Origin of the sequence: Streptomyces sp. P9-2 (assembly GCF_051903975.1) — a bacterium.
Classification (GTDB): domain Bacteria; phylum Actinomycetota; class Actinomycetes; order Streptomycetales; family Streptomycetaceae; genus Streptomyces; species Streptomyces cellulosae.
On record NZ_CP192633.1, the window covers coordinates 4,372,197 to 4,390,448 of the forward strand.

An 18,252-nucleotide genomic window follows, 5' to 3' on the forward strand; every position below is an offset into this window, starting at 1 on the left:
GGGCAGCTCCGGCCGGTGACCGGGGGTCAGTTCTGGACGGTGATCCGGAAGACCGGGTGGTCGGGGGCCGCCGCCAGGATCTCCTCGTCGGAGGACTTGGCGGTGACTCCCTTGAAGTACTGGTTCACCTCCCAGCCCCACTTCTCCAGGTAGGTGCGCAGGAGCGGCAGCTTCTCCTCGTCGGGGATCTCCACCGCCGTGAAGGTGCGCACCTTGCGGCCCACGCGCAGCTCACCGCCGCCGGCGGCCCGCATGTTGCGTACCCACTGGGAGTGGCCGCGCGCCGAGACCAGGTACTGCTGCCCCTCGTAGGTGTGCGGGTTGACGGGGATGCGCTGCATCTGGCCGCTCTTGCGGCCGCGGACGGACAGCTCGGCGGTGCCGGCCATGCTGATGCCGTGCCGGGCCAGCCAGCCGACGATCCGGTTGAAGCGGGTCGCGACGGGACCGGCGGTGAAGTAGTACGGGGCGGACGACGACATCGGGACCTCCTGGCAGGACGTGGGCAGAGCGCCGCTCTGTTTTGCGAGCACTGCTCTCGCTTTCGACTTCAGTGTGCCTGCTTCGGCGCGGTGACGCAAGAGCAGTGCTCTCGTTTGTGTGCGCCGCTCTTTTTTCGTGGAACACTGACTGCATGACGAGCACACCGCACGGTGCCCGCGCACGGGCGAGGATCGAGATCACCGCGGCCATCAAGGAGGAGGCGCGCCGGCGGCTCGCCGAGCAGGGCGCCGCCGAGCTGTCCCTGCGGGCCGTGGCCAGAACGCTCGGCATGGCGTCCTCCGCGATCTACCGCTACTTCCCCAGCCGTGACGACCTGCTGACCGCTCTCATCATCGACGCGTACGACTCCCTCGGCGAGGCGGCGGAAGCGGCCCTGAAGGCGTCCGCCGGGGCCGCCGCGGGGGAGCGCTGGACGGCCGTGTGCGAGGCCATCCGCGGCTGGGCGCTGACGCACCCGCACGAGTACGCGCTGATCTACGGCTCGCCCGTGCCCGGGTACGCCGCGCCGGCGACCACCGTCCCAGCGGCCTCGCGGGTCGGCTTCGCCCTCATCGAGGTCGTCCGCGATGCCCACCGGACCGGGGAGCTGGACGTCCCGGCCGTTCCGGCGGACCTGGAGCCGGAGGCCGCGCGCATGGCGGCCGACTTCGTCCCCGACCTCCCGCCCGCGGTGGCCCCGGCCTGCGTCGCCGTCTGGGCGCAACTGCTGGGCCTGATCGGCTTCGAGGTCTTCGGCCAGTTCACCCGCATCGTGGAGGACCGGGACGCGTTCTTCCGCCACACGATCGGGGGCCTCGCCCGCACGGTGGGGATCCGGCAGGCCGGCCCTTCCTAGGACGCCTCGCGGTGCCGCCCGCAAGGTGCTCCTGCGACGGGCCCGACGCTTCCTGGGCGGCGGGCCCTCGCGGTCGGCCTGCGGCCCGGCGTCCGAGCTGTGCGCCCTGCGGTTCTGCCTGGGCGGTGGGCGTGGGCCCTGGTGGTGCTTCCTGGGCTGCGCACCCTGCGGTGTCGCCCGCAGGCTGGGCCTGCGACGGGCCGGCGCCTTCCGGGCTCCGTGGCTCACCGTCGGCCCGCGGCGCCGTGTCTTCTGGGCTGCTCGCCCCGCGGTGCCGTCGGCGCGGGGCCTGCGACCGGCGAGTTCCCCCGGCTCCGCCCGCGCGCCCGGGCTGCTGCCCGGCGTCTCCCGCGCATCCCACCCGTAGCCCGCCCCGTACGGTCCCATGCCGCCCCGAGGCGCCTCCCAGGCCCCGGACCCTGCCCGGGCGTACTCCCCCGGAAGTACGTGTGATCACGCCGCCCGGCCGACGTCGCCCGACCGCCGGGGCGTCTAGCGTGGCGGACATGGACGAGCGGCGTGGGCCCGGCACCGGCCCTCCGGAGCGGTGGCGCCCCGGTGGGCCGCCCCGTTGGTGGCGGTACGGCCCGCCCGGCTGGAGTCGTCGTGCCGCCGAGCGGGACGACGACCCGGCGTCGGCCAGGCGCGCCCGGTTGCCGTGGCTCTCCACCGTTCTGTTCACCGCCTTCGTCCTGGTCGGCTCCGGCTTCGCCGACCACGCACAGGCGGGCGAGCGGGTCGCCCTCGACCCGCGGGGGCGGGTCCTGCTGTTCGTGTCGGGCGTGCTGCTGCTGTGGCGGTGGCGGCGGCCCGTCGCCGTGCTGTGGGGCACGGTGGCCGCCGTTCTCGTCTACCTCGGGGCCGGATATCCGTACGGCCCCGTCCTCCTGACCGTCGCGGTGGCGTGTTTCGCCGCCGTCGTCTCGGGGCGGCGGTACGCGGCCTGGGCGGCGATGGGGACGCTGTGGGCCGGGCACCTGCTGCTCGTCCATGTGCTGTACCGGTGGCTGCCCCCGTCGGGCGACGACGCGGCACCCTGGACCGAGGAGATCGTCGTCGCCGCCTGGGCCGTGGCGCTGCTCGCCGTGTCCGAGCTGGCCCGCGTCCGCCGCGAACAGTGGGCGCGTGAGCGGGCCGAGCGGGCCCGTGCGGAGCGGCGGCGCGCCGACGAGGAGCGGCTGCGCATCGCCCGCGAACTGCACGACGTGCTCGCGCACAGCATCTCCGTCATCAACGTGCAGGCCGGCGTCGGACTCGCACTGCTGGACAGCGACCCCGAGCAGGCCCGCACCGCGCTCACCACCATCAAGGCCAAGAGCAAGGAGGCGCTCGGCGAAGTGCGCCAGGTGCTCGACACCCTGCGCGCCCCCGGAGCCGCCCCGCGCACCCCCGCGCCCGGCCTCGACCGGCTCCCCGAACTGGTCGAACAGGCCGCGAGCGCCGGACTGACCGTCACCGTCGAGGGTGAGCCGCCCCGGCTGTCGCCCGGCGCCGACCTGGCCGCGTTCCGCATCGTCCAGGAGGCCCTCACCAACGTCGTACGGCACTCCGGGTCCCGCGACGCGCGCGTGCACATCGGACGGAACGACGGGCAGCTGCGGCTGACGGTCGACGACGACGGGCCCGCCACCGGCGCCGACGCGGGCGGCACCGGCAACGGGCTCGCCGGGATGCGGGAGAGGGCCGCCGCGCTCGGTGGCACCGTCGAGGCGGGCACCCGCCCGGACGGAGGGTTCCGCGTGCTCGCCGTCCTGCCGATCCAGACCGAGGAGGACCGGTGATCCGTGTGGTGCTCGCCGACGACCAGTCGCTGGTCAGGGCGGGATTCCGCGCTCTGCTCGACGCACAGCCGGACATCGAGGTGGCCGGTGAGGCGGCCGACGGCGAGGAGGCCCTGCGCCTGATCCGCGAGCTGCGGCCCGACGCCGTGCTGATGGACATCCGCATGCCCGCCCTGGACGGCCTCGCCGCCACCCGCCGTGTCACCGAGGACCCGGACCTCGGCGACGTGAAGGTGGTCATGCTCACCACCTTCGAACTGGACGAGTACGTCTTCGAGGCGATCCGCTCGGGCGCCTCCGGCTTCCTGGTGAAGGACACCGAGCCCGACGAACTGCTGCGCGCGGTACGGGCCGTGGTGGAGGGCGACGCCCTGCTGTCGCCGAGCGTGACACGCCGGCTGATCGCCGAGTTCGCCGCCCGCTCCAAGGAACCGGCCGCCGTCGGCGCCCTGTCGGAGCTGACCGAGCGGGAGCGGGAGGTGATGGCGCTGGTCGGGCTCGGCCTGACCAACGAGGAGATCGCCCGCCGTCTGGTGGTGAGCCCGCTCACCGCCAAGACCCACGTCAGCCGCACCATGGTGAAGCTGGGCGCCCGCGACCGCGCCCAACTGGTCGTCCTCGCCTACGAGTCGGGGCTCGTGCGGCCGGGCTGGCTGGGCTGAGACGCCCGCCGGAACCGCACCAGGACGGACACGGTCCGGACGGCGAACAGCGCCCCCGCGAGCACACCGCCCCCGCGCACCAGCACCGTCTCCACCACCCCCGGCAGCGCGAACAGCAGCGCCGGGCCCGCCACCGCGCCGAACACCACGGCCGCCGCGAAGGCCGCGCTGCACAGCGCGTACCCGATCTCGACGGTGATCGCGTCCCGTTCGGCCTGACCGCGCCGGCCGTTCCCGCGTGTCTGACGTCCCCCGTGTTCACGCATGCCGGGAGTGAAACAGGCGGGCGGCCGGCGGGCAGGCACCCCGGACTCAGACGATCGCGGACGTCTCCCGCCACAGCTCCGCGAGCGCCGCGTCACCCGTCACCGTCGGCACGGGCAGCCGGTTCCACAGCGACAGATACAGCTCGGCCGCCGGACCGGACACCTCGCACTCCGCGTCCCCGGCCGCGTCCCGCGTGGTCACCGGTGGCTCCTGCGACAGACGTACGGTCCACACCGCGTCCGCGTCCGTCGCGCGCACCCGGAGCACGCGCGGCTCGGGGGTGCGGACGCGGCTCCGGCGGCGGGCGTGGAAGCCGCGCAGCAGTTCGTCGACGCCGTCCACCGCGAAGTCCGTGGCGACGGGCGTCGGTTCGCCACCGAGCGCGGTCTCCGCGTCGTAGCGGTGCACGGCCGTCTCGTGGGCCTGGCGGCGGGCCCAGAAGCCGAGCCCGGTCTCGGCGGCGGGCAGGAACGTCCAGCACTCCACGTCCGGCTTCGCCTCGCGGAGCGTGTCGAGCAGTGCGCGGTGGCCGGCGCGGTACCAGGCGACCAGCTGCGGACCGTCCAGGTCCGGGTGCTCCTCCATCGGGCGGGGCGTCGTACACGCGTCGGCGACGAAGCCCGCCGCCCACCGGTGCACCACGCCCGTGTGCCGCAGCAGGTCCCGCACCCGCCAGTCCGGGCAGGCGGGAACGGGCGCGTCCGGCCCCGCCTGCTCCGCCGCGTCGGCCAGCGCGCGGCCCTCGTGATCGAGTATCTCCAGGTACCGGTCAGTCTCCATGGCCGGGAGTCTGCCCCACCAAGGGCCGCCGCGATCAGTGCTTTTCCCGGCACCCTACGGCAGCGGCGTCCCGCCCGTCGCGTTCATGATCTCCGCGGTGATGTACGACGCCTCCTGCGAGGCGAGGAACACGTACGCCGGGGCCATCTCGGCCGGCTGGGCCGGACGCCCGATCGGGGCCTGCTTGCCGAACTCCGCGGTGTCCGGCAGCGTCGCCGGGATCAGCGGCGTCCACACCGGACCCGGCGCCACGGCGTTGACCCGGATGCCCCGCTCGATCAGCATCTGCGCCAACCCCTGCGTGAACGTGACGATGGCGCCCTTGGTGGTCGCGTAGTCCAGCAGGTGCGGACTCGGCTTGTACGCCTGCACCGACGCCGAGTTGATGATGCTGCCGCCCTCGTTGATGTGCGGCACGGCGAACTTGCACAGCCAGAACATGCCGTACAGGTTGGTGCGCAGCACCCGGTCGAACTGCTCGGTGGTGATCGCCTCGATGCCGTCAGGCTGCGACATCTGGTAGGCGGCGTTGTTCACCAGGATGTCGATGCCGCCGAACTCGGAGACCGCCCGGTCGATCAGCGCCCGGCAGTTCTCCTCCTCCCGGATGTCGCAGGACACGGCCACGGCACGCCGGCCGGCCTCCTCCACCCAGCGCGCGGTCTCGTCCGCCTCGTCCTTCTCGCTGTCCAGGTACGTGAAGACCACGTCGGCCCCCTCGCGGGCGAACGCCAGGGCGACCGCGCGGCCGATGCCGGAGTCCCCGCCCGTGATCACGGCCGTACGGCCGGTGAGGCGGCCGCTGCCGCGGTAGGAGTCCTCACCGTGGTCCGGCGGCGGGTCCATGGGGCCGGTCCAGCCCGGGTGCGGCTGGTCCTGGGAGGGGAAGTCGGGGGTGGGGTGCTGGTCGACGGGGTTCTGCTGCTCGCTCACGTTCTCTCCCGGATCCGCGCGGTGGTCGCTTGCGGCTTCCGCCGGGCGGAGGACCGGCGGACACCGACGACCGGGTACCCCGGCACCGCCAGGCGATCCCCGCCGGACGCTCAGTCCGTGCGCACGTTCCTGGTGGTGAACCCGATGGCGGTGGCGAGCGCCGCCAGCACCGCCACGCTGGTCAGGGCCGCCGGGAGGCTGTACCAGTCGGCCATGAACCCGATCGCGGGCGGGCCGAGCAGCATCCCGCCGTAGCCCAGCGTGGAGGCGGTCGCCACCCCGCTCGGGCCCGCAAGGGCACCCGCCCGCTCCACGGCGACGGGGAAGAGGTTGGCGAGCCCCAGCCCGGTCACGGCGTACCCCAGCAGCGCCGCCCACAGATACGGGGAGAGCGCGCCGAGCAGCATGCCGGCCGCGGCCGTGGAGCCGCCCATCAGGATCGTGCGGGTCCTGCCCAGCCGTTCGAGCAGTGTGGTGCCGCTCAGCCGGCCGATCGTCATGGCGAGCGCGAAACACAGGTACCCGACGGCCGCCGCGCCCGGAGAGGCGTCCAGGTCCTGCTCCAGATGCAGCGCGCCCCAGTCGGCCAGCGCGCCCTCGCCGTAGGCGGTGCACAGCGCGATCAGCCCGAAGACGACCACCAGGGCGCGGGTGCGCCGGTCGCGCCGGGGCGCGGCACCCTCGGCGGGCCGTCCCCCGTCCGCCGGGGTCAGCGGCTCGCAGCGCATCAGCGCCCGCCCCGCGACCGCCGTCACCAGCAGCGCGACCACGGCGAGCCCCGTGAGGTGTCCGGTGGGCGACAGACTGCCCGCGACCAGGGCGCCCAGCCCGGCGCCGATCATGCCGCCCAGGCTGAACGCGGCGTGGAAGCTGGGCATGATGGGCCGCCGCAGCGCCGCCACCAGATCGACGGCCGCGCTGTTGAAGGCCACGTTGATCCCGCCGTACGCCGCGCCGAACACCAGCAGCACGGCGCCCAGCGCGAGCGCGGAGTGGGTCAGCGGCGGCAGGGCCACGCTGACGCTCAGGAGCACCGCGCAGACGACGGTGACCGGATGGCTGCCGTACCTGCGGCACAGCCGGCCGGTCAGCGTCATGGTGATCACGGCGCCCGCGGAGACGCCGAGCAGCGCGAGCCCCAGGGCGCTCGCGGACGCCCCGGTCTGCTCCTTGATGGCGGGGATACGGACGACCCAGCCGGCGAAGACGAAGCCGTCGAGGGCGAAGAAGGCGGTCAGGGCGAGTCGGAGTCGGACGAGGTCGGTACCCGGCACGGCACTGTGCGGACGGGTTTTGTTTATCAGCGGCACAAAAGCAGGCTAGGCGCCGTCCCGAGGTCGCGGCAAGAGGTCCCGGGACGTGACGGAAGTGAGCCGGCGCACGGCCGGAGGGGTGGGTGGGTTAACCCGTGTGATCGTCCCGGATGGTGAGGCCGCGCGAGATGGCTGAGCGTGGATCAGGCCGGAGTCCGGGAGCGCTGTGCTGACGCGGAGTCAGCTGCCCGGGCCTCCAGCGGAAGGACTCTCAGATGCGCTCTGCCCGCATGGTGCTCGCCGCCGCGACGGCCACGGCGGCTCTCGCCATCGCCGCCCCCGCGGCCTACGCCGACCACGACGGTGACAGCGGACACGACAAGTCTTCCTACAGCAAGGAGTACGACAAGGAGAGCAAGCACGACAAGGACGACAAGTACGACAAGCCGCACGGTGGAGTCCACGCGGGCGGCGGCGCCCTCTCCGCGGTGACCGCCGACGACTGGGGCACCGCCAAGGACCCGAAGTACGACCCCGAGACGTACAAGGAGAAGGGCGACTCGGAGAGCGAGGAGTCCTGGAGCGGCAAGCAGGACAAGGAGTGGAAGCACGACAAGCCGCACGGCGGCGTGCACACCGGCGGCGGCGGTCTCGCCTCGCAGCCCGGTGTCACGGCGGGCGGCCTGGCGGCGCTCGCGGCCCTCGGTGCCGGCGCCTACGCGCTGCGCCGTAAGAAGGTCACCGGGGACATGGCCTGAGCCATGCCCGGGGTCATAGCGGCCGGGGCCGTCCCGGCGCACCGCGCGCCACGACGGCCCCGCTCGCCCCTCCTGGCGAAGCCCTCCTCCTGACAAGCCGTAGAAAAGCCCTTCCGACAAGACCTTCGCCGCGCCCGAATGAGGTGGTTCCCCCGATGCCGGTCAGTGCCCCCACTCCCACCCAGCCCGACCAGGCGTCCCCGACGAGGCGCAGAGTGCGCTCCGTCATGACCGCGGTCTTCTGGGGCGGGGCCGGTCTGCTGCTGGCCACCACGCTGATGGGCGGCGGTGAGGACCCGCCCGACGACGCCCACGGACCGCACGCCTCCCGCACGGTCGCCGCGGCGCCCTCGGCAAGTGCGGCCGAGGGCGGGTCAGCCGCCTCGGCGTCCCCCGGCAAACACCTGCCGCGCTCCGCGCCGACGAGGCTGGTCATCCCGGCCATCGACGTGAACGCCCCCTTCACCACACTCGACGTCGACGGCGAGGGCCGGCTCGAGGCGCCCCCGCCGAACGACACCAACCTCGTCGGCTGGTACGCCAAGGGCGTCTCCCCGGGCGAGCTGGGCACCGCGATCATCGCCGGGCACGTGGACACCAAGACCTCCGCGGCCGTCTTCGCGCGCCTGAGCGAACTGGAGAAGGGCGACCGCTTCCAGGTGCGGCGCGCCGACGGCACCCGTGCCACGTTCGTCGTCGACGAGGCGGAGTCCTTCGAGAAGGACGACTTCCCGAACGAGCGTGTGTACGCCGACACCCCCGACGCGCAGGTCCGGCTCATCACCTGCGCCGGCGCCTACGACCGCGCCGCCAAGGACTACACGGAGAACCTGGTGGTCTTCGCCCACCTCGTCTGACCCTGGCGCGAAGTCTTACGACGAACGGCTGCCCGGAGGGGGAGGAACCCTCCGGGCAGCCGGATCTGTCACGCCGTGGAGCACTCCGCGCCGTTCAGCAGGAACACCGCCGGGCTGGTGTTGGTGCCCGACCGCGTGCCCGTGAAGCCCAGCGACACCGATCCGGCGGGCGGGACGGTCGCGGTGTACGGTGCCGCCTCGACGCTCACCTCCGCACCGCTCTGCGTCACCGTCCCGCCCCACAGGCTGGTGATCCGCTGGCCCGCCGGGAAGGTCCAGCGCAGCGTCCAGCCGTCCACCGCCGTGCTCCCGGTGTTGCGGACGACGACCTCGCCCTGGAAGCCGCCGGGCCACTCACCCGTCACCCGGTAGGCGACCGCGCAGGACCCGGCCGCCGGACCCGACGCGGTGGTGACGGTCACCGTCGCGGACCGCGCCGAACGGTTCCCGGCCGCGTCCCGGGCGTACACGGCGAAGGCGTACGACGTGTCCGCCGCGAGACCGGTCACGGTGGCCGTGGTGCCGGAGGACGAGGCGACGACGGTCTCCTGGCCGCCGGCGACCCGCACGACGTCGTAGCCGGTCACCCCGACCCCGTCGGTGGCCGCGCCCCAGGTCAGGGTCACGGAGGACGACGTCACCGCGGAGGCTGCGGGCGTACCCGGCGCGGTCGGCGCCGTGGTGTCGTCGCCCGAGCCGCCCCGGTAGACCGCGGCCTCCTCGGACGTGGCCGTGATCCCGTCCGCGCCGTCGAAGAGGCGCTGACCCCAGCTGGTCATCCGGTTCGGGTCGAAGCCCTCGACCATGTCCAGGTACTCGACGCCGCCGCCGTTGCCGCTCCAGGACCAGCCCAGGTAGCCGATGCCGAGCTGCCGGGTGACCGACAGGATGGCGTCCTCGTCCGGGTTGCCGTCGGAGTGGTCGTGCCCGAACTCGCCCACCACGATCGGGAGTTTCGCGGCGACGAACCGGTTGAGGTAGTCGTTCACCTCGGCGGCGGTGTCGAACACGCCGTACATGTGGATGGAGAACACCGTGTTGGCGTCCGGGTCGGCGCCGAACACGGAGGCCGCGTTGTCGCGCATGGTGAACGCCCAGTCCTGACCCCAGTTGGGGGCGTCGACCATCAGCGTGTGGTCGAACCCGGCCGCCCGCAGCTTCTGGATCGCCCCCTTGGTGTCGTCGGTCCAGCGCGCGTAGTCGGTGTTGCCGTGCGGCTCGTTGCCGATGTTGACGATGACGTACTCCTCCTGGCCGACGAGCGCGTCGCGCACCTCGATCCAGTAGTCGGCGGCGCGGGACAGCGTCACCGCTCCGCCCTGCTCGCCGTAGCCGGTGGTGTCGTGCACCTCCAGGACGCAGATCAGCCGGTTCCGCTTGCACTGCGCGACGACGTTCGCCACGTCGGCGGTGTCGTTGCGGGTCCACCGGTCGCCGCTGGACAGCACCACGCGCACGGTGTTGGCGCCCTTGGCCTTGATGTGGTCCAGCGAGTCGAGCTTGTCGGCGTACCAGGTGTGGGCGTGGTTGACGCCGCGCATCACGAAGTCGTTCCCGGACGCCTCGAGGAGCCGTCCGTTCTGCACGCGGAAGCCGGTGGGCGCCGCATGGGCCGGGGTGGTGGGGACGAGCAGCGTCAACAGCAGACCCGCGAGCGCCGCGAGGAGGGCGGCGGCCCAGGGGACGGTGCGAGAGGTGGTTCTCATGGCGGCTCCAGGAGAGAGGTGGGTGAGGACGTTCCTGGCGGAAGGTGTGCCGAGGTCAGGAGGCGGGCGTGGCCGCGCAGTCTGCGGTGGCGGCGGGAGTGGCTGACCCCGGACTCGTGGTGGCGATGAGCCCGAACGCCGTGCTCGCGCCGGGGGAGAGGGCGCCGTTCCAGCCCGCGTCGGAGACGGTGACCGTGCCGTCGGCGGCCGTCGTCAGGGTGCCGTTCCAGACCTGGGTGACCCGGGCGCCGTCGGCCGGGCGCAGCGTCACCGTCCAGCCGCGGACGGGGGCGGCGGAGGTGTTCCGCACGGTCACCTCGGCCTGGTGGCCGCCCTGCCAGACGGAGACGGCACGGAAGGACGCGGTGCAGGTGACGCTGGGGTCACCCGGGTCACCCGGGTCACCCGGGTCACCCGGGTCACCCGGGTCACCTGGGTCGCCGGGGTCTTCAGGGTCACCTGGATCCCCGGGGCCGCCCGGGGCGGAGTCCAACTGCGCGGCGAGGGCGGGGAACCAGCGCGCGGCGATCTTCTCGTCGCCGGCCGCGTTGGGGTGCACGCCGTCGTAGGTGTCGGTGACGGTGTCGAAGCCCGTCCACTGGTCCACGACGACCACGGGGGAGCGGTCGGTACGGGCACCGGCGGCCCACGCGGGGATACGGGCGTTGAGGTCGACGACCCGCTGGGCGCACTCGGCGCAGGTGGACGGGGCCATGGGGATCAGCTGGGCGACCAGGACGCGCATGTCCGGGTTGGACGCCCGCATCTGCGCCAGCAGTGTGTCGTAGGCGGCGAGGATGCGGTCGGGCGCGATGTTGCTCCAGACGTCGTTCGTGCCGAAGTGCATGACAACGATGTCTGGGCGGGTGGCGGCCAGCCGTGCGGGCAGCAGGCCCTGGCTCGCGACGTGGGTGACCAGTTCGCCGCCGTGGCCCTCGTTGTCGCCGTCGTGCGCGACCTCGCAGCCCTGCGGGGGCAGCGTGCCGACGAAGTCGATGCCGGTGTGGCCGGCGTCCTGGAGCCGGTTCCACAGCAGGGCGCGCCAGCAGCCGGGCGAGCCGGTGATGGAGTCGCCGAGCGGCATGATCCGCACGGGGTCGGCGGCCGCCGTGGTGTCCGGCGGGGCGGCGGCTGTCGCGGCGGGGGCGAGCAGGCCGAGCGGCAGGAGCAGGGCGGCCAGCAGGCCGAACAGCGAGCGTGCGGACAGGTGCGGTAGGCGCGAAGGCCGCGGTAAGTGCGGGCGGCGCACCAGGCGGGTGTCGCGCATGGTGTCCCCTTCCCGGACATGGATGTGGGAGCGCTCCCATGCGGGACATGAAGCCACCGTTGTCGGTTACGCGTCAAGAGGTGCGGCGGGGATCGGTCGTGTGACCTGTGGGGGTGGGGAGGCGCCGGCCCGGGACACCGTGGGGTGTCCCGGGCCGACGCCAGGGGATTCGACCGCCGTTCGACGACGGCGGGCTCTTCAGGCGCCTCGGTCGGTGGGCGTACGGGATTCGGAGGACTCGGACGCCTCCGGTGTCTCTGGCGCCCCGGCCGTCGTGGTCGTCCGGCGTGGCAGCGCCTTCCGGATCAGCGGCCAGGCGAGCAGCAGCACCACGACCGCGTAGACGGTCACCGAGAACGGCGTGTTCACCAGGCCGGTGACGCTGCCGTCGCTGATCTGCAGAGCGCGGCGCAACTGCTGCTCGGCGGCCGGGCCGAGGATGACGCCGATGACGGCGGGCAGCACCGGCAGTCCGTAGCGCCGCATGCCGAAGCCGATCAGGCCGATGACCAGCAGCAGCACCAGGTCGATGATCTCGCCGCCGACCGCGTACGCGCCCACCGCCGCGAAGAACATGATCCCGGCGTACAGGTACGGACGCGGGATGCGCAGCAGCTTCGCCCACAGTGGCGCGAGCGGCAGGTTCAGGGCGAGCAGCAGCACCATGCCGACGAACAGCGAGGCGATCAGACCCCACACCAGGTCGGGTTCCCGCTCGAAGAGCAGCGGGCCCGGCTGGATGCCGTACTGCTGGAACGCGGCCAGCATCACCGCCGCGACCGCCGTGGTCGGCAGACCGAGCGTCAGCATCGACACCAGCGTGCCCGCCGCGGAGGCGGACGCCGCGGACTCCGGGCCCGCCACACCCTCGATGGCCCCCTTGCCCCACTCGTCCTTGTGCTTCGACAGCCGCTTCTCCGTCACGTACGACAGGAACGTCGGGATCTCCGCGCCGCCGGCCGGGATCGCGCCGAACGGGAAACCGATGAACGGGCCGCGCGCCCAGGACTTCCAGGTGCGCCGCAGATCGGCGCGGCCCAGCCACGGCCGGCCCACCGGGATCGGCTCCGGCGGCCGGCGCCGCAGATGGGCGGCCACCCACAGCGCCTCACCGATCGCGAACAGACCCACCGCGACGATCACCACGTCCACGCCGTCGGCGAGATGCAGCGAACCGAAGGTCAGCCGCTGCTGCCCGGTCATCTGGTCCAGGCCGATCAGACCGATCGTCAGACCGATGAGCAGCGAGGCCAGGCCCCGGATCCGCGACGAGCCGAGGACGGACGTCACGGCGATGAACGCCAGCACCATGATGGCGAAGTAGTCCGGCGCGCCGATGTCCACCGCCAGGTCGGCGACCGTCGGGGCGAGCGCGACCAGCAGCAGCGTGCCCACCATGCCGCCCGCGAAGTGGCCGACGGCGGCGGCCGCGAGGGCCTGCGCGCCGCGCCCCGACTTCGCCATCGGGTTGCCCTCCATCGCGGCGACCACGGCGGCGCTCTCACCGGGGGTGTTCAGCAGGATCGAGGTCGTCGAACCGCCGAACATCGCGCCGTAGTAGATGCCGGCGAACATGATGAACGCGCCGGTCGGGTCGAGCCCGTACGTCACCGGCAGCAGCAGGGCCACCGCCATCGCCGGGCCGATGCCCGGCAGCACGCCGATCGCCGTGCCGAGCAGCACGCCCACCGCGGCCCAGAGGAGGTTGAGCGGGGTGAGGGCCGTGCCGAAGCCGTCCAGCAGGGAGTTGAGGGCGTTCATGTCACAGCACTCCCATCAGCGGACCGCCGGGCAGCGGCACTCCGAGCAGCTTGTCGAACAGGGCGTAGGCGGCCAGCGAGAGCACCGCCGCGATCAGCGGGTCGCGGTCCACCCGGCGGCTGCCGAGCGCGTACGCGGCACCCCAGAACAGCAGGGCGCCCGCGGCGGGGAAACCGAGCGGCTCGATGAGGACGGCGGAACCCAGGAACACGCCGGACAGCAGCAGGACCGTGCGCCAGTCCGCCGGTTCGCCGAGATCGACGTCCTCACCGGTCTCCGCCTGGCCCCGGCCGCCGCGCAGCACGTCGACGGCGAGGAGGGCGGCCACGATCAGCAGGCCGATGCCGACCACGACGGGCACGGTCTTCGGCCCGACCGGGCCGCGCTGGGTGATGTCGACGTTCATGGTGAGGGCGTCGGTGAGGACCAGCACGCCGAGGGCGAGGAGCAGGATGCTGACGCCCAGTTCGGAGTGGTCGCGGAGCCAGGAGCGGGCGGTGCGGGGAGTACCGGGGGCGGCCGGCTGTACCGGCTCCGCCTTCGGCTCGGGCGTCGGGGCGGCGGGAGTCGTCACAGTCCGAGCTCCTTCAGCACCGACACCACGCGCTCGTCCTCGGCGGCGAGGAACGCGCCGAACTCGTCGCCGGTCAGGAACGCGTCGTCCCAGCCGTTGCGTTTCATGGACTCCTGCCACTCCTTCGAGTCGTGCAGCGCCTCCAACAGCCGGACGAGCTTGCCGCGTTCGGTGTCGGTGAGGCCGGGCGGTGCGACGACACCCCGCCAGTTCGTGAACTCCACGTCGTAGCCGGACTCCTTGAGCGTGGGCGCGTCGAGGCCCGGTACGCGCTCAGGGCCGGTCACCGCGAGCAGCCGCAGCTCGCCCGCCTCGATCTGGTCGCGGTACTCGCCGACCCCGGAGACGCCGAAGGCGACCTTGCTGCCGAGGATCGAGGCGAGCAGCTCGCCGCCGCCGTCGAACGGGATGTAGTTGACGTCCTTCGGGGCGATCCCGGCGGCCTGCGCCATGAGCATCGGCGCGAGATGGTCGGGACCGCCGGGGGACGAACCGCCGCCCACGGGAAGCCGGCCGGGAGCCGCCTTCCACGCCTTGATCAGGTCGTCGATGTCCTGGTACGGCGAGTCCTTGGCGACCACGACCACGTCCTGCTCCTCCGTGAGCCGGGCGATGGGGGTCGTGTCGGCGAGGGTGCGGGGCGCATCGTTGGAGCGGACGGCGCCGACGACGCCGAGCCCCATCGACATCGCCAGCTTGCCGTTGCCGCGCTCGTTCACCAGACGGGTGAGGCCGACCGTGCCGCCGGCGCCGGGGAGGTTGAACACCTCGATGGAGCGGGTGAGTCCGGCGTCCTCGGCGTTCTTCGCGGCGGTGCGGGCGGTGATGTCGTAGCCGCCTCCGGGCGTGTTGGGAACCATGAGGCGCAGGCCCGGGATGTGGGTGCCGCTCTCGGCGCCGCTGCCGGTCGTGAGCAGCGGAGGGCCCACGAGGACGAGCAGAGCGGCGCCGAGCAGGGCGAGGGGTGTGCGCAGGCGCACGGGTGCCACCACCTGTCGGTCGGGTTGTGCGGGTCGGGTGATACGGGGGGTTCGGGAGGGTTGTTCCGGGGTGCGTCACCCGTGGAGGGGGCGGGTGACGCGGGCCACATGGTGCCTGGGCGGGGGCGGGGTGTCGCGGTTACGGAAGCAATGGAGGTTGTGGTCGTTGTGTCAGTGCGTCGGTCGCTCCCGGTGCAGGTCTGCGGCAGGGTCCTTTGCCGGGTGAGGGGCGGGGGTGATGATGGGGCGCATGTGGGACGGGGAGGATGCGGGTCAGGTCGGCAGGGCCGGTGTGGCCGGCGGGGCCGAGCGGGCCGACGGGGTCGGCGGAGTCGGTGGCGAGGCCGTCGGCGTGCTGGTGGTGGACGACGACTTCCGGGTGGCGCGTGTGCACCGGGCGTACGTCGACCGTGTCGACTCCTTCCGGGTGGTCGGGGTCGCCGGCAGCGGTGAGCAGGCGCTGAGCGCCGTCGACGAACTCCGTCCCGATCTCGTGCTGCTCGATCTGTATCTGCCCGACGTGTTCGGCCTCGATGTCATCCCCCGGCTGCGGACCGCCGGGCACGACTGCGACGTCATGGTCGTCAGCGCCGCGCGCGAGGCGGACGCGGTGCGCGGCGCCGTGCGGCACGGTGTCGTCGACTACCTGCTCAAGCCCTTCGACTTCGAGGACCTGCGGGGGCGGCTGGAGCGGTACGCGGTGCAGCGGGGGATGCTGCGGGACACCGTGGTGCGCGGGCAGGCCGACGTCGACCGGGTGCTGGCGGGGGCGGCGATGCCCCTACCGCCGTCCGTGCCGTCCAGGCTGCGCCGGCTGCCCAAGGGCATGAGCACGGAGACCGCCGGGCTGGTCGAGCGGACGCTGCGGGAGGCGGAGGGAAGCCTGTCGGCGAGCGAGTGCGCGCAGCTGACCGGTGTCTCGCGGGTCAGCGCGCGGCGGTATCTGGAGTACTTCCACGCGGTCGGGGCGGCCGAGGTGTCGCTGAGGTACGGGGCGACCGGGCGGCCCGAGCGGCGGTACCGGTTCGTGGCGGCGGGGCGAGGGGTTGTCTCCGGGAGGGGGCGGGCCTAGGGTCGGTCGCAGGTGGGGAAAGCGCTTTCTGCACCGGCCGCTTGCCGCGCCTCCTGTCGCTACGGCCTGTTGCTCTCCGAGGAGCGCCGCATGACCTCGTCTTCCGGCCGCCGTCGCGCGGCTGTCGTCGGCACCGGTGCGATCGTCGGCGGCGGGCATCTGCCCGCGCTGCGGGCGCACGCCGACCGTGTCGCACTCGTCGCCGCCGTCGATGTCGACGCCGGCCGCCTGGACGCCTTTCGCGCGGCGGCGGGGGCGGAGACGGGGGAGGCGGTGGCGGGTTTCTCGTCGGTGGAGGCGATGCTGGACGCCGTACGGCCCGATCTGGTGCTCATCGGCACGCCGCCGTCGCTGCACCGCGAGCAGACCGTCGCCGCGCTGAAGGCGGGCGCCTGGGTGCTGTGCGAGAAGCCGCTGTGTCTGTCGCTCGCCGAGTACGACGACATCGCGGCGGCGGAGGAGGCGTCCGGGGCGTACGCCTCGGTGATCTTCCAGCACCGGTACGGCAGTGGGGCCGTGCGCGCGCGGGAGTTGATACGGGGCGGGGAGCTGGGCGCGCCGCTGGTGGCGCATTGCCAGACCACCTGGCACCGGGACGCCGCGTACTACTCCGTGCCCTGGCGGGGGCGATGGGCCACCGAGGGCGGCGGGCCGACGATGGGGCACGGGATCCACCAGTACGACCTGCTGCTGCATCTGCTCGGGGATTGGGAGGAGGTGCAGGCGATGGCGGCGCGGCTGGTGCACGACACGGAGAGCGAGGACGTGTCGACGGCGTTGGTGCGGTTCGCGGGCGGGGCGTTGGCGACGGTGGTGAACAGTGTGCTGTCGCCCGATGAGGTGAGCCGGGTGCGGGTGGACTGCGCGGACGCGACGGTCGAGGTGACGCATCTGTACGGGCATCGGAGCGGGGACTGGGTGTACACGCCCGCGCCGCATGTGGCGGAGGAGCGTGTGGACGCGTGGTGTGAGGTGGGGGAGGACGTGCCCAGTTCGCACACCGCGCAGTTGGGGTTCGTGCTGGACGCGTGGGACGCCGGGGTGCGGCCGCCGGGGAGCGGGCGGGAGGCGCGGGACACGCTGGAGTTCGCCGCCGCGTTGTACAAGGCGGCGTTCACGGGGCGGGTTGTCCGGGCGGGGGAGATCGGGCCGGGGGATGCCTTTTACGAGGCGATGCACGGGGGGTTCGGGGAGAGCTGGAGTGGGCGGGGGCGCGGGCGTGTTGGAGGGGTGGGGAGGGGCTGATGCTGCGGGTGGTGCATGCCTACGGGGACGCCGTGGGTGTGAGCGTGGGGGATGCCGAGATTCTGCGGTACGTGTACCGGCCCGATCCTGAGGCGTTCGAGTCGCGCAAGCCGTACGCGCATCCGGTGCGGACGCTCGGGGGGAGGGTGGTGACCGGGTACCGGCCGAGCGACCACCGGTGGCACAAGGGGGTGCAGATGACGGCCAGTCATCTGTCCGGGCAGAACTTCTGGGGCGGCAACTCGTATGTGCACGGGCGGGGTTATCTGCCGCTGCCGGAGCGGATCGGGTGGATGCGGCACGACGGGTTCTCGTCGTTCGAGGTGGGGGAGGACCGGTTCGCGTGTGTGGAGGACCTGACGTGGGTGGAGAACGGGGGTGAGGAGTGGGCGCGTGAGGAGCGGGGGTTGAGTGTTCACTCCGTGGATGCGGCGGCGGGTGTCTGGGTGTTGGACTGGTCGATACGGCTGACCAATGTGCGGGGCGAGGAGCTGCGGTTCGGGTCGCCGACCACGGCCGGGCGGGAGACGGCCGGGTACACCGGGCTGCAGTGGCGGGGGCCGCGGGACTTCACCGGGGGGACGGTGTTCGCGCCGGGGGTGGAGGGGGGTGGGGGTGGGCCCGGGGAGCGGTTCATGGGGACGCGGGGGCCGTGGCTGGGGTTCACGGCGGAGCGGGACGAGTGGGACGGGGCGTCGACGGTGGTGTTCGCGCATGCGCCGGAGAATGTGGCGTCGCACCACTGGTTCGTGCGGTCGGAGCCGACTCCGTCGGTCGCCTTCTCATGGGCGTTCTTCGAGGAGTTCGGGTTGCCGGCGGGGGAGTCGTTCGGTTTCCGGTACCGGGTGGTCGTCGCGGACGGGGCGTGGGGGAGTGAGCGGGTGGAGGAGTTCTTGGCGGGGGTGCCGTGGTGACTCCGGTGCCGTTGCCGGGGGTGGGGAACCTGAGGTACCTGGAGGGCGCGGGGGTGTGGGAGGCCGAGCCGAGCCGGCGGGGTGGGTTGGGCATGTCTGGCCG

18 protein-coding genes are annotated in these 18,252 nt (G+C 73.2%); 8 read left to right on the forward strand and 10 right to left on the reverse strand.

The annotated features are described in order from the left end of the window. Positions 1-26: 26 nt before the first annotated feature. A complete protein-coding gene (locus ACQY0Z_RS20145; RefSeq protein WP_189905735.1) occupies positions 27-482 on the reverse strand; it encodes a nitroreductase family deazaflavin-dependent oxidoreductase in 456 nt (151 codons plus the stop codon). Between the two features lie 152 nt (positions 483-634). Here ACQY0Z_RS20145 and ACQY0Z_RS20150 point away from each other — a divergent pair, with 152 nt between their 5' ends. The 3 genes from ACQY0Z_RS20150 (at position 635) to ACQY0Z_RS20160 (ending at position 3,782) form a co-directional block, all read left to right on the forward strand. After that, positions 635-1,339 (forward strand): TetR/AcrR family transcriptional regulator, encoded by a 705-nt coding sequence (locus ACQY0Z_RS20150; protein WP_381731376.1) that lies wholly within the window; start codon positions 635-637, stop codon positions 1,337-1,339. A gap of 497 nt (positions 1,340-1,836) precedes the next feature. Continuing rightward, positions 1,837-3,120 (forward strand): sensor histidine kinase, encoded by a 1,284-nt coding sequence (locus ACQY0Z_RS20155; protein WP_439812605.1) that lies wholly within the window; start codon positions 1,837-1,839, stop codon positions 3,118-3,120. Further along, positions 3,117-3,782: a response regulator gene (locus ACQY0Z_RS20160; protein ID WP_254587936.1), complete on the forward strand. Its 666-nt coding sequence runs from the start codon at positions 3,117-3,119 to the stop codon at positions 3,780-3,782. Before ACQY0Z_RS20155 ends, ACQY0Z_RS20160 begins: the two co-directional genes overlap by 4 nt. Here ACQY0Z_RS20160 and ACQY0Z_RS20165 read toward each other — a convergent pair. From ACQY0Z_RS20165 to ACQY0Z_RS20180, 4 genes are all read right to left on the reverse strand, one after another. After that, a complete protein-coding gene (locus ACQY0Z_RS20165; RefSeq protein ID WP_189905743.1) occupies positions 3,743-4,048 on the reverse strand; it encodes a DUF6332 family protein in 306 nt (101 codons plus the stop codon). The genes ACQY0Z_RS20160 and ACQY0Z_RS20165 overlap by 40 nt on opposite strands. 46 nt (positions 4,049-4,094) lie before the next feature. Beyond that, positions 4,095-4,829 (reverse strand): maleylpyruvate isomerase family mycothiol-dependent enzyme, encoded by a 735-nt coding sequence (locus ACQY0Z_RS20170; protein WP_189905745.1) that lies wholly within the window; start codon positions 4,827-4,829, stop codon positions 4,095-4,097. Positions 4,830-4,883: 54 nt separating this feature from the next. Further along, the gene (locus ACQY0Z_RS20175) at positions 4,884-5,762 is read right to left on the reverse strand and encodes an SDR family oxidoreductase (RefSeq protein ID WP_189905747.1); all 879 of its coding nucleotides are present in this window, start codon (positions 5,760-5,762) and stop codon (positions 4,884-4,886) included. Between the two features lie 110 nt (positions 5,763-5,872). After that, on the reverse strand, positions 5,873-7,036 hold the full coding sequence (locus ACQY0Z_RS20180; RefSeq protein WP_189905749.1) for an MFS transporter: 1,164 nt from the start codon (positions 7,034-7,036) through the stop codon (positions 5,873-5,875). A 254-nt stretch (positions 7,037-7,290) separates the two neighbouring features. On the opposite strand from ACQY0Z_RS20180, the gene ACQY0Z_RS20185 reads away from it, so the two are divergent. Together ACQY0Z_RS20185 and ACQY0Z_RS20190 are read left to right on the forward strand one after the other, a co-directional pair. After that, positions 7,291-7,773: a hypothetical protein gene (locus ACQY0Z_RS20185; protein ID WP_439812606.1), complete on the forward strand. Its 483-nt coding sequence runs from the start codon at positions 7,291-7,293 to the stop codon at positions 7,771-7,773. A 227-nt stretch (positions 7,774-8,000) separates the two neighbouring features. Continuing rightward, on the forward strand, positions 8,001-8,630 hold the full coding sequence (locus ACQY0Z_RS20190; protein WP_439812607.1) for a class F sortase: 630 nt from the start codon (positions 8,001-8,003) through the stop codon (positions 8,628-8,630). Between the two features lie 68 nt (positions 8,631-8,698). On the opposite strand, the gene ACQY0Z_RS20195 is transcribed toward ACQY0Z_RS20190, so the two are convergent. The 5 genes from ACQY0Z_RS20195 to ACQY0Z_RS20215 form a co-directional block, all read right to left on the reverse strand. Further along, positions 8,699-10,336 carry a cellulase family glycosylhydrolase gene (locus tag ACQY0Z_RS20195; protein ID WP_439812608.1) on the reverse strand — a complete coding sequence of 546 codons (1,638 nt, stop codon included), beginning with the start codon at positions 10,334-10,336 and terminating at the stop codon, positions 8,699-8,701. Positions 10,337-10,391: 55 nt separating this feature from the next. Further along, a complete protein-coding gene (locus tag ACQY0Z_RS20200; RefSeq protein ID WP_439812609.1) occupies positions 10,392-11,603 on the reverse strand; it encodes a GDSL-type esterase/lipase family protein in 1,212 nt (403 codons plus the stop codon). Between the two features lie 198 nt (positions 11,604-11,801). Then, positions 11,802-13,364 (reverse strand): tripartite tricarboxylate transporter permease, encoded by a 1,563-nt coding sequence (locus ACQY0Z_RS20205; RefSeq protein WP_439812610.1) that lies wholly within the window; start codon positions 13,362-13,364, stop codon positions 11,802-11,804. A 1-nt stretch (position 13,365) separates the two neighbouring features. Then, positions 13,366-13,938 (reverse strand): tripartite tricarboxylate transporter TctB family protein, encoded by a 573-nt coding sequence (locus ACQY0Z_RS20210; protein WP_189905760.1) that lies wholly within the window; start codon positions 13,936-13,938, stop codon positions 13,366-13,368. Continuing rightward, positions 13,935-14,918 carry a Bug family tripartite tricarboxylate transporter substrate binding protein gene (locus tag ACQY0Z_RS20215; RefSeq protein WP_189905814.1) on the reverse strand — a complete coding sequence of 328 codons (984 nt, stop codon included), beginning with the start codon at positions 14,916-14,918 and terminating at the stop codon, positions 13,935-13,937. Before ACQY0Z_RS20215 ends, ACQY0Z_RS20210 begins: the two co-directional genes overlap by 4 nt. Positions 14,919-15,168: 250 nt before the next feature. Between ACQY0Z_RS20215 and ACQY0Z_RS20220 the strand changes: the two genes are divergently transcribed. The 3 genes from ACQY0Z_RS20220 (at position 15,169) to ACQY0Z_RS20230 (ending at position 18,149) form a co-directional block, all read left to right on the forward strand. Next, positions 15,169-15,990, forward strand: a complete 822-nt coding sequence (locus ACQY0Z_RS20220) for a response regulator (RefSeq protein ID WP_347225023.1) — start codon at positions 15,169-15,171, stop codon at positions 15,988-15,990. A gap of 90 nt (positions 15,991-16,080) precedes the next feature. Continuing rightward, on the forward strand, positions 16,081-17,235 hold the full coding sequence (locus tag ACQY0Z_RS20225) for a Gfo/Idh/MocA family protein (RefSeq protein WP_347225022.1): 1,155 nt from the start codon (positions 16,081-16,083) through the stop codon (positions 17,233-17,235). Beyond that, positions 17,232-18,149, forward strand: coding sequence for a PmoA family protein (locus ACQY0Z_RS20230; RefSeq protein WP_189905819.1), 918 nt, complete (start codon positions 17,232-17,234; stop codon positions 18,147-18,149). Before ACQY0Z_RS20225 ends, ACQY0Z_RS20230 begins: the two co-directional genes overlap by 4 nt. Positions 18,150-18,252 lie beyond the last annotated feature (103 nt).

What these genes read in the sequence shown, in the direction of transcription:
- ACQY0Z_RS20145 (WP_189905735.1), bottom strand. Translation starts at nt 482, where the DNA reads ATGTCGTCGTCCGCCCCGTACTACTTCACCGCCGGTCCCGTCGCGACC.
- ACQY0Z_RS20150 (WP_381731376.1), top strand. Translation starts at nt 635, where the DNA reads ATGACGAGCACACCGCACGGTGCCCGCGCACGGGCGAGGATCGAGATC.
- ACQY0Z_RS20165 (WP_189905743.1), bottom strand. Translation starts at nt 4,048, where the DNA reads ATGCGTGAACACGGGGGACGTCAGACACGCGGGAACGGCCGGCGCGGT.
- ACQY0Z_RS20170 (WP_189905745.1), bottom strand. Translation starts at nt 4,829, where the DNA reads ATGGAGACTGACCGGTACCTGGAGATACTCGATCACGAGGGCCGCGCG.
- ACQY0Z_RS20185 (WP_439812606.1), top strand. Translation starts at nt 7,291, where the DNA reads ATGCGCTCTGCCCGCATGGTGCTCGCCGCCGCGACGGCCACGGCGGCT.
- ACQY0Z_RS20190 (WP_439812607.1), top strand. Translation starts at nt 8,001, where the DNA reads ATGACCGCGGTCTTCTGGGGCGGGGCCGGTCTGCTGCTGGCCACCACG.
- ACQY0Z_RS20195 (WP_439812608.1), bottom strand. Translation starts at nt 10,336, where the DNA reads ATGAGAACCACCTCTCGCACCGTCCCCTGGGCCGCCGCCCTCCTCGCG.
- ACQY0Z_RS20200 (WP_439812609.1), bottom strand. Translation starts at nt 11,603, where the DNA reads ATGCGCGACACCCGCCTGGTGCGCCGCCCGCACTTACCGCGGCCTTCG.
- ACQY0Z_RS20205 (WP_439812610.1), bottom strand. Translation starts at nt 13,364, where the DNA reads ATGAACGCCCTCAACTCCCTGCTGGACGGCTTCGGCACGGCCCTCACC.
- ACQY0Z_RS20220 (WP_347225023.1), top strand. Translation starts at nt 15,169, where the DNA reads ATGTGGGACGGGGAGGATGCGGGTCAGGTCGGCAGGGCCGGTGTGGCC.
- ACQY0Z_RS20225 (WP_347225022.1), top strand. Translation starts at nt 16,081, where the DNA reads ATGACCTCGTCTTCCGGCCGCCGTCGCGCGGCTGTCGTCGGCACCGGT.